Source organism: Sorangium sp. So ce1153 (assembly GCF_051521595.1).
Classification (GTDB): domain Bacteria; phylum Myxococcota_A; class Polyangia; order Polyangiales; family Polyangiaceae; genus Sorangium.
This window is the reverse complement of the sequence record NZ_CP150361.1, coordinates 12,339,643-12,353,038: the sequence shown is the minus strand read 5'-3', so window position 1 is coordinate 12,353,038 and position 13,396 is coordinate 12,339,643. Positions and strand designations below refer to the sequence as shown.

Annotated in this window: 7 protein-coding genes; 2 read left to right on the top strand and 5 right to left on the bottom strand. The window is 67.7% G+C overall.

Going from position 1 to position 13,396, the window contains the following annotated elements; translation table 11 throughout:
• Positions 1 to 2,130, top strand: a complete 2,130-nt coding sequence (locus tag WME85_RS44890) for a 2-aminoethylphosphonate--pyruvate transaminase (protein ID WP_437830390.1) — start codon at positions 1 to 3, stop codon at positions 2,128 to 2,130.
• Here the strand turns inward: WME85_RS44890 and WME85_RS44885 are convergent.
• Together WME85_RS44885 and WME85_RS44880 are read right to left on the bottom strand one after the other, a co-directional pair.
• Positions 2,123 to 2,995: an ATP-grasp domain-containing protein gene (locus tag WME85_RS44885; protein ID WP_437830389.1), complete on the bottom strand. Its 873-nt coding sequence runs from the start codon at positions 2,993 to 2,995 to the stop codon at positions 2,123 to 2,125. The genes WME85_RS44890 and WME85_RS44885 overlap by 8 nt on opposite strands.
• Positions 2,992 to 3,855: a nicotianamine synthase family protein gene (locus tag WME85_RS44880; RefSeq protein WP_437830387.1), complete on the bottom strand. Its 864-nt coding sequence runs from the start codon at positions 3,853 to 3,855 to the stop codon at positions 2,992 to 2,994. Before WME85_RS44880 ends, WME85_RS44885 begins: the two co-directional genes overlap by 4 nt.
• A 310-nt stretch (positions 3,856 to 4,165) precedes the next feature.
• On the opposite strand from WME85_RS44880, the gene WME85_RS44875 reads away from it, so the two are divergent.
• A complete protein-coding gene (locus WME85_RS44875) occupies positions 4,166 to 4,315 on the top strand; it encodes a hypothetical protein (protein WP_437830386.1) in 150 nt (49 codons plus the stop codon).
• A 10-nt stretch (positions 4,316 to 4,325) separates the two neighbouring features.
• Here WME85_RS44875 and WME85_RS44870 read toward each other — a convergent pair whose 3' ends face one another.
• From WME85_RS44870 to WME85_RS44860, 3 genes are all read right to left on the bottom strand, one after another.
• Positions 4,326 to 6,347 (bottom strand): ATP-binding protein, encoded by a 2,022-nt coding sequence (locus WME85_RS44870; RefSeq protein ID WP_437830384.1) that lies wholly within the window; start codon positions 6,345 to 6,347, stop codon positions 4,326 to 4,328.
• Positions 6,344 to 12,619, bottom strand: a complete 6,276-nt coding sequence (locus tag WME85_RS44865; RefSeq protein ID WP_437830383.1) for an AAA family ATPase — start codon at positions 12,617 to 12,619, stop codon at positions 6,344 to 6,346. Before WME85_RS44865 ends, WME85_RS44870 begins: the two co-directional genes overlap by 4 nt.
• A 537-nt stretch (positions 12,620 to 13,156) precedes the next feature.
• On the bottom strand, positions 13,157 to 13,390 hold the full coding sequence (locus WME85_RS44860) for a hypothetical protein (protein WP_437830381.1): 234 nt from the start codon (positions 13,388 to 13,390) through the stop codon (positions 13,157 to 13,159).
• Positions 13,391 to 13,396: the final 6 nt, after the last annotated feature.

Genomic DNA, 13,396 nt, shown 5'->3' with positions numbered 1-13,396 from the left:
ATGATCGACCTGGCAATCGTCGGACTCGGGCGGTGGGGCACCTTCCTCGTGGATGCCGTGCAGGGCGTCAGCCCCAAAGTCCGTTTTGCCGCCGCGGTCAGCCGTACTCCCGGCCGCGTCGAGCAGGCGGCCGCCTCGCGGGGAATCAAGGTCCTCGCCTCGCTGGAAGAAGCGCTGGCCCAACCGACGATCGCGGGCATCGTGCTCGCCACACCTCATTCCCTCCATGCCGCGCAGATCGAGGCCTGCGTCCGCGCGGGGCGCCCCGTCTTCGTCGAAAAGCCGTTCACGCTCACTTCGTCCAGTGCGGTGCAGGCTTCCGCTGCCGCCTCGTCGGCGGGAGTTGTGGTGGCCGCGGGGTTCAACCGTCGGTTCCTTCCCGCGATGCGCAAGCTGAAGAGCATCGTCGGGGAGGGCGGCCTGGGCACCCTTCGTCACATCGAAAGCAACTTTACCGCGAACCTCATCGGGCGATTCTCCCCCGGGCAATGGCGTTTGACAGCGGAGGAAAATCCGGCGGGCGGCTTCGCCGGGGGTGGCATTCATATGATCGACGCGATCATCCATCTCGGCGGTCCCGTCACCGGCGTGTTCGCGGTGGGCTCCTCGCGCATCGCGGCCCTGGCGCCTCTCGAGGACACCGTCTCCGCCCTCCTCACCCTGGCCTCCGGAGCCACGGCCTCGGTGACGACGATGATGGCCACGGCGCCGACATTTCGCCTTCAGGTGTTCGGGACCCAGGGGAGCGCGGAGATTCGTGACCCGAACACGCTCGAAATTGTCGACCTCGCAGGCAAAGGCCGTTCCTTTTCCTTCGAGGCTGCTTCCACGGAGCGCGCCGAGATCGAGGCTTTTGCCGATGCCATCTCCGGAGAGGCCCCGTATCCCATTCCCATGGATGACGTGCTCAACGGCGTGGCGGCTTTCGAGGCCGTCGGCCGATCCCTCTCCACGGGCGGCCCTGTTTCCATTGCTGAGGGTGGATGCCTTGAATTCAGAATGAATCGCCGACACGACCACTACCTGCTCACGCCGGGGCCCCTTACCGTCCCGCCGGAAATCCGTGAGACGATGCTGCTCGACCGGAACCCCTACGCGGGCGACTTCGTCGACATGACCGCCGCGATCCGCCGCTATCTGCTCGAGATCGCCAACGGCACGGAAACGCATGCCTGCGTTCCCCTGCAAGGCAGCGCCAGCTACGCCATCGAAGCGGCCATGCAGACCCTGGTGCCGCATACCGGCACGATCCTGATCGTGCAGAATGGCTTCTACGGAATCCGGCTCAGGGAAATCGCCGAGGGCATTCGCCTCAAGGTCGCGACCCTCGACCTTCCGATGCTGCCGTTACCGACGCGCGAGGATCTCGAAAGAGCCCTCGACGCCGACCCCTCCATCACGCACATCGCCATGTGCCACGCGGAGACCGGCACCGGCGTGCTCAATCCGGTCGAGATGGTAGCGGAAGTGGCCCGGCGCAGGGGCAAGCGCCTCATCGTCGATGCCGTCGCTTCCTTCGGCGGCTTTCCCATCGACGTGGCCGCGCTCGATCTCGAGGCGCTCATCATCTCTCCCAACAAATGCCTGGAAAGCGTCCCGGGCATCGGCCTCGTCCTCGTCAACAAGGACGCCCTGGCCGCCTCGGCGGGCAGGTCCATGTCGCTTTCGCTCGATCTCCATGCCCAGTGGAGCACGATGGAAAAGAGCGGCACCTGGCGCTGGACGCCGCCAACCCACGTTGTCGCGGCCCTGGCCAGCGCCTGCGAACGACACCGGCGGGAAGGCGGCGTGGCCGCCCGCGGGGCACGTTACCGGCGCAATTGGCGCATCCTGATCGATGGCTTCCGCCAATGGGGATTCCGGACCTTGATCCCCGACGAGGTGGCCATCCCCATCATCGCGACCTTCCACGTTCCCGAGCCGTTCGCGCATGACTTCCGGCCCTTTTACGAAGCGCTGGAGCGGCGCGGGATCACCATCTTCCCGGGACGGCTGACCGCCGCTGGAACGTTTCGAATCAGTGTCATGGGCGATCTGGTCGAGTCGGACATCCGCATGATCATGAACGTCATCCGCGAAGTCCTCGGCGAAATCGATTCGCGCTACAAGGACCTGCCGCGGATCAGCTAGGATGTAGTGCCGCCACGATGGCGTCCGCCAACGCATTTGCCGACGCGGGGGCCATGTCGAGATAGAGCGCGGGGTCGATGACCTCAATCTCCATCAGGACGAACTGGCCACCGCGCAGGATGCCGTCGATCCGCGCGTAAACGGGGCGACCAGGGACATGCCGCAAGACCTCCTCCGCGGCCGCCACATGCTCCTTCTCGGGAACAACGGACACCGGAGCAAGCGGGCGGTAGCGCCCGTTCACCCGAAATTCATCGGGATTGGGGCGCTTCCTCACTCCATGGGCGAAACGTCCGTCGATGAACACGAGCGACAATTCGCCTTCGCGGATTTCGGGCATGAATTCCTGGAGCAAGAGCTCGTTCCGGCCCGTCTCGGCGCGCAGGGCCTCGGCCTGCGCGGCCACCTGGCGGCGCTCAACGAGGGTCACGCCCACGCCGCTCTCCCCGATGCAGGGCTTCAAGACGAGCCGATCTCCAGGAATTTCGGACGCCGTGGTTTCTATATCTGGATTCTGGTCGACGATGCGCGTGACCGGGCAGGGTACTCCGTGGGCGATGAGGTCGAGCAGATACCGCTTGTTCGCGTTCCATAGGAGCAGGTTGACCTCATTGATCACGGGGATCGCCTTGTTCCGCAGTCCATGGAGCCATCGGAAGAATTTCTCACTCTGTTCCGTGTAGTCCCACACGGAACGGACCACCACGCCCGCCGTGTGGCCTTTGGCCTCCTCCTGCGGGTTGATCTGGTCCCAGGGACGCAAGACGGTTTCCACCCCCCGATGTTCCAGGGCCTTCTTGAGCGCCAGATCGCAGCCGATTGCCTCGGGAGGGATCTTCGCGCAGGTCGCCAGCAGCAGCTTCACGGCACACCCTGCTCCTGGTCGACGGCGGCGACCACGCCCGTCTCGCTTCCATTGCGTCGCTCAAGAAGTACGGCGTCATAGACCGCCCCGGTATGGATAAGCGGGGTGACGCGCCAGGACCCTGAAAGCTCCTTCTCGAACGGATAATTGCAGAGCGATTTGATGCCGTTGCCGTAGCGAAGGATGATCTTCGCCTGCCCGTGCATCTGGCTGCCTAGTTGCCGAAGAATGGCGGCCTTCTCCTTGACCAGCGCGGCGATGATGAAATGGCTCGCCTGTCTGACACAAGGGATCGCCTCGAGCGGATGGGAGCTACACCGGATCCGCTCCGCTAGACCCTGACGCATCACAAGATTGTTCGCGAGACGGGTCGCTTCAGGATCGATATCGTGACACAGCAACTCCGCCTCGCTTTCCCGGGCGAAGAGCAGGGCCGTGACCGGCAGCGCGCCGGCCCCTATGAAAACAATCCTGGATCTCGGGCCTACCCCGGAAGCCGCCAATTCCACCCGGAACGGCCTCTGGAACTCCGTGTACGTCGCATCCAGGTAGGCTTCCGCAGGCAAGGTCCCCTCTGCCAGTCGCTCGCAAAGGCGGCGGGAATGGTCCTTTTCCAGGTCGCAGAGAGCGCGATCCAGAACATCGCGAAGCACCGTGGCCTCGTGAAGAAGCTCGAGATCGCCTTCCCAGCGCCGCCAGCACGAGGCGTTCTCCGCATCCAGGACGAACTGGCGAACGGCGCCCAGCTTCTTTTCCAAGGGATCGAAATTGCCGCAACGGCCGGCTTCCTGGCGAAGCTCTTCAAGCTCGGAGCTCAGGGCGCGTAATTCGGCCAAGAGAAGATTTTTGTTTGAGCGCATGAACCTTCTCGCCTGAAACCGTGTTGGGGCGATGTGTCGGAGGTTGGCAACAACGATGTGGTCCACGACTGGGGCCAGCTCGGCCCCCATGGGCGTCAACCATGGGTGTCCGGACGAGCTTCGGGTGCGGCTCTTCTCGAATGAGGGCGTTTTGCTCATATCACTCGGCGCAGCTTGGGTCGAGGCGGCGGCAGCGGTGAGGGGACATCGCCCCCCGCATGACGTGCACGGTGCGTTCGGTCATGCTCCTGTCGCAGGTGGAACGCCCAGCAGGCTTCACGCGGTTCGTCCCGAGTTTATGCTGATGGACATGAACGGCAACGCTCGAGTCGACATCGTGGTGACCGAACGCTGCAACGACGACGCGACCGGCACGACGCGCTGGCTGCTCGGACGCCTCCACCTGCAAGTGGGCAGCGAGCCACGGGGCGCTTTACCCGAAGCCGGTATGCTGGGGTGACCGGCTCCGGCTATGTAGGGTGGCTCCCTGCGCTCTCGGTCGAGAGCGGCAGCTCGACGCAGAAGGTCGAGCCCCGGCCGACCTCGCTCGATAGGCCGATTCGCCCGCCGTGCGCCTCGACGATGGTGCGCGCGATATAGAGGCCGAGCCCGAGCCCTCCGTAGTGCCGCGACGAGACGCCGCGGCGAAATCGCTCGAAGAGATGCGCTTGCACCTCAGCCGGGATCCCGATCCCATGGTCCGTCACCGAGAGCCGTGCGACCCGATCTTCCCCGGTGATGGCGATCTCGATCGGCGAGTGTTCCCCGAACTTGATGGCATTGGTGAGGAGGTTGGTCACGACCTGCTCCAGGCGGTACGGGTCCCACCAGCCGATGACCGGCTGCTCCGCGAGCACCGCGAGCGTGCTGCCCGACTGCGCGAGCTGGTCGCCGAGGTGGGCGACCAGCTCGGTGACCAGCTCGCGCAGATCGACGGGCGCCCTGTTCAGATCGAGCCTTCCCGCCTGGATCCGGGAGACGTCGAGGAGCATGTCGATGAGGGTGGCGAGGCGCTTGATCTGGCGGCTGGAGAGGGCGACCGCGGATCGCACGCGCGCGACGTCCATGCCCCGCGAGAGCCTTTGTTCCAGCGATTGAATGGAGAGCTGCAGGCTGGTGAGCGGGGTACGGAGCTCGTGCGAGGCGACGAGGAGGAACTCGTCCCGCAGACGGGTAGCCTCCTCCGCCGCCGCGCGCGAGCGCCGCTCCTCTAGCAGGAGCCGATCGCACTGCTGTTCGGCGTGCACGCGCGCCGTCATGTCGCGGAAGCTCCAGACCCGCCCGACCACGCGCCCGCCGAGGCGTTGGGGCTGCGAATAACGCTCAAAGACCCGCCCGTCCAGGAGCGCGAACGTGTCGACGGCGCTCACCTCGGGCTCGGCACAGAGGTCATGGACGCCCTGCACGAAGCGCTCGGGCTCGCGGAGCTGGCCGCAGGCGAACGCGAGGCACACGTCGGCCGATCCGCTGGCAAGGACGTCGTCGGGGATGCTCCACATCTGCGCGAGCCTGTGGTTATGGCGCACGACGCGCCTCGCGCTGTCGACGACCAGGATGCCGTCCGCCGTCGATTCGAGGGTGGCCTCGAGGAGTGAGTAGGAATGGCGCAGCACGTCCTCGGCGTGCTTGCGGCTGGTGATCTCGGTCGAGATACCGCAGACGCCTTCAGGTTCTCCGGCGGGGCCGCGGAGCGGGAACTTGACAGACAGGTACGTGCGTGCGCCGTCGCGCTGGGGGGCCGCCTCGTCGAGCTCCATGGCCCGATTCTGCTGCAGGACGAGCAAGTCGTTGGCGCGATACCCGTCGGCCTGCTCGCGCGGGAAGAGGTCGTGGTCGGTCTTGCCGATGACCTGCTCGCGGCGCAGGTGGAAGAGCTCCTCGAAGCCGCAGTTGACGAGCATGTAGCGGCCCTCGATGTCCTTCGCGAAGACGACGGCGGTCGTGTTGTCGACGATGGCCTGGAGCAGGTGCTGGCTCTCGCGGAGAGCGGCGTTCGATCTGGCCAGCTCGACCGTGCGCTCTTGCACCCGTTGTTCCAGCTCTTGATGGACGCGGCGCAGCTCCGCGTTCTTTTCTTCGAGCTCCTTTTGCGCCTCGCGCAGGCTCAGGTGCGTCGTGACCCGCGCTATCACCTCTCCAATCTCGAATGGCTTGGTGATGTAATCGACGCCCCCCGCCGTGAACCCCACGAGCTTGTCGGCCGCGTCGTTGAGACAGGTCATGAAGATCACCGGCGTGTCTCGGGTGTCTTCAGCCGCTTTCAGGCGCCGGCACGTCTCGAAACCGTCGATGTCCGGCATCAGCACGTCCAGCAGGATCAGGTCGGGTCTCATGAGGCTGGCCCGCTCCAAGGCCTCTTCACCGTCCTGAGCGATGAGTATCTGATGACCCACGCGTTCCAGGTGGTCCACCAGCACGCCGAGGTTGGCCGGCGTGTCATCCACGATCAGGATCGTGCGGGGGCGAGCGCTGGGGGCCGTGGCTCTGCTCATGGTCGCTGGCCGCCCCCGACGCGCCGCCGCTTCGGGCCCAGCGTCGCGTTCGGCTCGAGTCCATGCAGGTGCTCCTCGGCGAGGTGGCGGATCGCCTTGGACTGATAGCCCTGGGCCAGGCGATGCAGGCGGTCGGCGAAGGGGCGGTAGCGTTCGTCGAGGGTGGTCAGGTAGGCCGCCAGCTGTTGGATGTCGCGCATGTTGCCCTTCAGGGCCAGGGCGTGCAGAGCTTCCATCTGCTCGCGGGGCGGCACCACGAGCTCCGCGGCGTCCCCGTCCCCGGCTTGCTCCTCGGCCGGTCTGCCATAGATCCAGGTCAACCCGAGCTGGGCTCCGATGATCTGAAGCAGACTCTCCCAGTCGATCGGCTTGGTGAGGAAGGCGTCGGCACCGGCGGCGACGCTCTCTGTCTGGTCCTCGTCGCTGGCGCTCGCGGAGACGACGATGAACGGCAGCCGCGCGAGCCCCCGAGCCTGGCGATTGCGACGAATGCAATGGATGGTCTCCAGGCCGCCCATCACCGGCATGACCAGATCCATCACCGCCAGATCCGGCGACGCCGCCATCTCCTGCTCAACGGCCTCCTGGCCATTGGCCGCCTCGCAGACCTCGAAGCCCAGGCCGCTCATCAGGTCCGAGAGCATCGCCCGATTGCCCACCACGTCGTCGGCGACCAGCACCTTCCGTCGCGGCCCCTCGTAGCCGACGGCGACCCGCTCGGAAGGCCGGAGGGGCGCTGCGAGCTCGGTCACCGGCAGCGTCACCTCGAACCAGAACCGGCTGCCTTGATCGGGCCGGCTGTCCACGTGGATCTCGCTGCCCATGAGGTGCACCAGCTGGCGGCTGATCATCAGGCCGAGGCCGGTACCCGCGCGGCGCCGCACATCCCCTACCCGCCCGAAGGGCTGAAAGAGCTTGGCCAGCTGCTCCGGCGTCATTCCGACGCCGGTATCCTCCACCTCGAAGCGCAGGCGCGCCCCGGTCTCGTCCTGGGCGAGCACCTGCACCCCGAAGCGCACCCGCCCCCGATCGGTGAATTTCACCGCGTTGCCCAGGAGGTTGAGCAGCACCTGGCGCAGGCGCTTCTCGTCGGCCAGCACCGCCTGAGGCAGGTGGGGGGTGACCTCGTAGACGAAGTGAAGGCTCTTCTGCTCCGCCCTGACGCGGATGATGTCGGCGACGACCGTCAGGAAGGCCGAGAGATGGATCGGTCTGGGGTAGAGCTCGATCTTGCCCGCCTCGGCCTTGGCCAGGTCCAGAAGGTCGTTGATGAGGGTCAAGAGGTGCTGGCCGCTCTGCTGGATGGTATCCAGCCCCGTCGCCTCGCGGCCATCGAGCCCCGGGGAGCGCTTGAGGATCTGGGCGTAGCCGAGGATGGCGTTGAGCGGCGTGCGCAGCTCGTGGCTCATGTTCCTCAGGAACTCGGTCTTCGCGCGGCTCTCGGCCTCGGCCGTCTTGCGGGCCTGGCGCTCCGCCTCGGCCTGCTTGCGCTCGGTGATGTCGGTGGAGATGCCGCAGACGGCATAGGGCTGCCCCGCCGCGTTGCGCAGGGGATACTTGAGGGAGATATAGGTGTGCAGCCCATCGTCCTGGGGGGCCACCTCCTCGGCCTGCAGCGCCGTGCCGGTGGCCAGCACCGCCCGGTCGACGGCGCGGAAGGCGTCGGCCCGCTCCCTGGGGAAGATGTCGTAGTCGGTCCTGCCGACGATCGCTTGCTCGCTGACGTGGAACACCTCGGCGTGGCGCCGGTTGCTCATCAGGTAGCGACCCTCGAGATCTTTGATGTAGATCACCGCTGTCGAGTTGTCGATGATCGACTGCAGCAGCTCCTTGCTGTCCCGCACGGCCTGCTCCGCTCGCCGGCGCTCGCTGTTCTCCTGGAGCAGGTCGGCGTAGAGCGTGGCGTTGGCGATCGAGATGGCGGCCTGGGCCGAGAGCAGCTCCAGCATTGAGAGCCGCTCCGGGGTGAACGCGCCGGCGATGAGGTCGTTTTCCAGGTAGAGCAGCCCCACGAGCTCCGCCTGCCGCAGGATGGGCAGGCAGAGGGCGGATCTGGGGTAACGATAGAAGTCGCCGCTGGCGATGATGGGACTCTGTGCCGTCCCGTCGTCCAGGATCACCTTCTCCCTGCTGCGCCTGACGTAGTTGAGGAGGGACGCCGGCAGATCCGAAGGGGAGGCCTCGGGCTCGTGAGGAATACGCACCTCGATCTGGGTCCCCTCCGCCCTCGCCTCGGCCGCCAGGAGCAGGGTCTCGGCGCGGGCGAGGAGCAGGCAGCCCCGCCGCGCGCCGGCGTTCTTGACCAGGATGCGCATGAGCGCGTCGAGCAGGCGGTCGAGGACGATCTCGCCCGAGATGGCCTGGGAGGCCTTGAGCACCGAGCCGAGGTCGAGCGCGGTGGTGGCGGGCGCGGCGGCCTCCGGAGGCGTCGCGGCGCGGAGGATCTCGCTGGGGACGAGGTCTGGGTACGCACGCTCGAGGCGCCGCATCGCCTCGGTCGCGCCCCATCGGCCGTAGGCCCTGTGCGCCTCGGTGAGGTAGGCGCGGGCGACGGTGGTCTTGCCGAGGGCGCGGAAGAAGAGGCCAGCGAGCTCGTTGGCGAGCGCCTCGTCGTGGAGGTAGCCGCCGCGCTGCGCGAGGGCGATCGCCTCGTCGTAGCGATCCCCGGCGGCGGCGCGCGCGTCCCCGCGGACGCGCGCGAGCTCGGCGCGGAGCAGGGCGCTGCGGTGCGCCAGGTTCTCCGGGCAGAGGTCCGCCCAGCGCGAGAGTTTTTCAGCAAAGAGCTCCGCGCGGGCGAGGAAGAGCGCGCGCTCGTCCGGGGATACGGTGTCCGCCGCCCGCGTGAACGCGACGCCGGCGTAGAAATGGAACGCGGAGGTGCCGTGCCAGGCCACCCCGTTCGGGATCTCGATGTTCAGCGGGAGCGCGGTGCGCGCCGCTTCCTCGAACACGCCCTGGAAGACGCCGAGGAGAACGACATAGAAGGTGGCGAAGAAGAGCATGCCCTGGCTGTCGATCCGGCGTGCCTCCTCGATCACCTCGTCGATGTCGACCCATGCGCCTTTGAGCTGGGCCGGGCACGCGGTATCGTTCGAGAGCTGGTGCGCGAGCTGCCCGACCGCGCCGACCATCCAGGTGATGGCGTTGAACTTGTCGAGCTTTCGTATCGGCTGGTAGCTCTGCACCTCGGCGAGGAGGTCGGCGAGCGGCAGGCCGCGGAGGAGGCTGTTCGTGACGCAGTTCGCCGAGCTGTAGAACGCCCAGATGTACTGGCCCGCCTCGAGCCCGGCGTGCACCCCTGCGAACAGCGACTCTTTGCAGGCGGCATAGCCTTCTCTCCAGTGCTGCACGAAGGCGCCCCACATGTCGCGGAGCATCGCCTCGGACTTCTTGTCCGGGTAGCGCTCCCAGAGGTCGACGGCGGCGCGGCCGAAGCGGTAGCCGAGCGCGATGTCGCCACGGCCGCAGAGGAACATCCCGAAGTTAAGGCAGCCGTAGAGCGCGTGCTTCGACAGCCCGTGGCGGAACGCGTTTTCGAGGACCTTCGCGACGACGATGCCGAGGTGGTTGGGGCTCAAGAACCAGCAGGGAGAGGAGAGCTCCTCGAGCACGTCCTGCATGGCCCGGATCTCCGGGTCCGCGAGCGGCGGCAGGTCGGGCAGCGCCTCGAGCGTCTTTTCCCGGACGACATCCAGCGTTGCCCGGATCTGGGCGTCGACCATGGCCTGATCGGGGAGCGCGGGCAGGTCGAGCCCGAACGGGCGCAGGGCCGCGAACCCCTCCGCGAGCGCGGCGGGCAGGTCGTTCTTGAGCACCTGCACGTTCATCTTGAGCCGCAGCACCTCGGTGCGATCGAGCCGGCCCACGGCGCGCGCCAGGCCATCGGAGAGGGTCGCGATGGCGTCGTCGTGCTGGCCGCAGATCGAGAGCATGAGCGCGGTCTTCATCGCGTACTTGAGTCGGAGCGGGTACTGCGACGCCCAGGCGTCCTCCGGGAGGCGCAGGAGACCGAGCTTCAGGTAGCGCAGGGCGGCGCCGAAGGCGGCCGAGTCCTCGGCGCGGCAGGCGGCCTCGAGGCTCATGCGGGCCAGGAGCAGGCGCTCCGCGGGGTCCGACACGAGCTCGCCTGCGCTGTTCAGTTGGCCGACGACATCGAAGAGGCTCTGGCTCTCGGAGAGGTCCAGCTTGCCCGCGAGCAGCCGGCCGATCCGGAGGTGGAAGGCGGGCCGGTCCGCCTCCGGGATCATGGCATAGGCGCCCTCCTGGACCTTGTCGTGGGCGAAGCGGTAGCCCTCGCGCCCGGCGCTCACGAGCCCCTCGCACACGGCGGGATCGAGGCGGCCGTACGCCTCTTCCGGCGAGCACTCGCTCACGGTGGCGAGCACGTCGAGCTCGAACCGGTTGCCGATCGCCGCCGCGAGCTTCAGGGCCGCCTGGGTCGTCGCTGGTAGCCGCACGATGGCGCGCACCATGAGGTCGACGACGTTGTCCGTGTACGCGAGCGCGTCGAGCCGGGCGAGGTCCCATCTCCAGCCTGACCCGGCAGCGAAGGTGAGCGCGCCGTGATCGTGCAGCGACCGGACGAACTCCTTGACGAAGAACGGGTTGCCACCGGCCTTCTTCTGCACCGCATCGGCGAGCGGCCCGCAGTCGTCGCGCTTGAGGCTGTCCGAGAGCATCTCGAGGAGGTGCGGGCGCGCGAGCGGGGCGAGGACGATGTCGCGCACGACGAGCCCTGTGTGCTTGAGCTCGTCGATGACACGGACGAGCGGGTGCCCGGGCGACACCTCGTTGTTGCGGTAGGCGCCGCAGAAGAAGAGCGCCTCGAGCGAGTCGTCGGCGAGCAGCGCGCGGAGCAGCCCGAGGCTCGCGGCGTCGATCCACTGGAGATCGTCGAGGAACAGGACGAGCGGGTGCGCAGCGCGCGCGAACACGGAGACGAACAGCAAAAAGCACCGGTTCAGGCGGTTCTGCGCCTCGAGCGGGCCGAGCGCCGGCACGGGCGGCTGGGCGCCGACCACATGACAGAGCGAGGGGATGACGTCGCAGACGACCTGCGCGTTCGGCCCGAGCGCCTCGAGGATCGCGCTGCGCCAGCGCTCGATGCGCGCCTCGCTCTCGGTGAGGATCTGCCGCACCAGGCCGTCGAACGCCTGGATCATCGCGCTGTAGGGCGCGTCGCGGTTGTACTGGTCGTACTTGCCGCTCGTGAAATAGCCCTTCTGCCGCGCGAGCGGCTTCAAGATCTCATGCACGAGCGAGGACTTGCCGATGCCCGAGTAGCCGGAGACGAGGACGCCCTCGCGGCTGCCCTCGCGCGCGCGGGCGAACGCGGCGGTGAGCGCCTCGATGTCCTGCTCGCGGCCGTAGAGCTTCTGGTGGATCCGGAACAGGTCGTGGCGATCGTGCTGGCCCGCGACGAAGGGCTCGATCGTCCCCGCGCCGCGCAGGGCTTCGCGGCAGCGTTCGAGGTCGGCGAGCAGGCCCTCGGCGCTCTGGTAACGGTCCTCTGCGTTCTTCGCGAGCAGCTTGAGCACGACGCCGGAGAGGGCCTCGGGGATGGTCGGGTCGGCGCGGGACGGCGGCGCGGGAGCGAGGGCGAGGTGCGCGTGGATGAGCTCCATCGGGTCCAGGGCCTCGAAGGGGCGCTGACCCGTGAGCATCTGGTAAAGGGTGACGCCGAGCGCGTAGAGATCGGTCCGGTAGTCGACACCGCGGTTCATGCGGCCTGTCTGCTCGGGGGAGACGTAGGGCAGCACGTCGGCGATCACCTCCGGCGCGTAGAGCCGTTCGTGCGCGCGGGTGATCTCGGCGTCAACGCCGAAGCTCGTGATCTTGACCGCGGCGCGCGCGCCGACGAGCACGTTGTGCGGTCGCAGATCGCGGTGGATGAGCCCCGCCGCGTGCACGGCGGCGAGGCCTTCGGCGAGCGCGGCCGTGAGATCGAGCGCCTCGCTGATCGGTACTGTGCGCGACGGGCGCGCGGCGAGGAGCCGCGCGAGATCGCGGCCGGGGAAGTCCTCGAGAACGACAATCAGGGCGCCGGCGCGCTCCTCGACGCCGCGCAGCGCGACGAGGCGGGGTGAGGCGAGCTGCGCGATGCGCTCGTACTGGTGCTTGAAGCGCGCGACCTCGGCGCGGGTCGCTCGTTCCGCGCGCAGGACTTTCAGCAAGACGGGGACACCGTCGCCCTCGCGGCACGCGCGGATCAAGCTGAAATCAGCTTTTTCCTCGATCTTCTCGAGGCGCGAGTAGCCTCTTTCGGCGATCATCGATGGCCTGACCTTGCTCGCCTGCCCGCGAAGGGTCGTGCGTGCAACCGATCATATCTCCGAGGGGCAGGTCTGGCACCGAGCAGTGCCGCCAGGGGGGCCGCCCACGCCCCCCAGCCCGCCAGCACCATGGCAACGAGTTCAGGTGCAGTCGCCGAACGGGGCGACCCACTGGGAGCCCCCGCAGGCGACGCGGCGCCCAGCCAGCCGCTCCGAGCTCGACGCGCTGAGCCAGCACCTATTCGATTGACGAGGACGAGCGGCGGAACGAGCTCCACAGAGGTAGCTTACGAGTCGGCGGACGACGCCAACAACAACCACCGCGCGTCGCCCTGCGGGAGCGGGAGAGCGAGTCCGTCGAATCGACTCAGGACGGAGGAGGGCAGCACAATGTATGTCCGAGCTGCAGTGAGGTGTACTGATGCGCAGTCTGCAGAACCAGGCGACCAGGGGCGTCCCGAGGGCGAGCCGCCGACCGACCCTCGATCTCGCCGAACGCGATGAGCGGGACCACGACCGCCGGCATGTCCTGCTTCGTCAGGAACCAGGCCGGTCGTTCCAGAACCGGAGGTGCCAGCTGCCCGCGGGCAGCTCCGCGACGAGCACGAGGTCGGCCGGGTGCGCCTGCTCCGCGAGGCGCGCCACGCGGGGCCAGAACTCCTCGTCCGGCAGCGTGTGGACCCCCTGCGTGCGGAACAGCGCGGCGCGCTGGATGTGCTCCGCGGCGCGATCGACGGCGCGCTGCACGCCGAGCCCGCAGAGGATCATCACGCCCGC

What these genes read in the sequence shown, in the direction of transcription:
- WME85_RS44890 (WP_437830390.1), top strand. Translation starts at nt 1, where the DNA reads ATGATCGACCTGGCAATCGTCGGACTCGGGCGGTGGGGCACCTTCCTC.
- WME85_RS44875 (WP_437830386.1), top strand. Translation starts at nt 4,166, where the DNA reads ATGAACGGCAACGCTCGAGTCGACATCGTGGTGACCGAACGCTGCAAC.
- WME85_RS44870 (WP_437830384.1), bottom strand. Translation starts at nt 6,347, where the DNA reads ATGAGCAGAGCCACGGCCCCCAGCGCTCGCCCCCGCACGATCCTGATC.
- WME85_RS44865 (WP_437830383.1), bottom strand. Translation starts at nt 12,619, where the DNA reads ATGATCGCCGAAAGAGGCTACTCGCGCCTCGAGAAGATCGAGGAAAAA.
- WME85_RS44880 (WP_437830387.1), bottom strand. Translation starts at nt 3,855, where the DNA reads ATGCGCTCAAACAAAAATCTTCTCTTGGCCGAATTACGCGCCCTGAGC.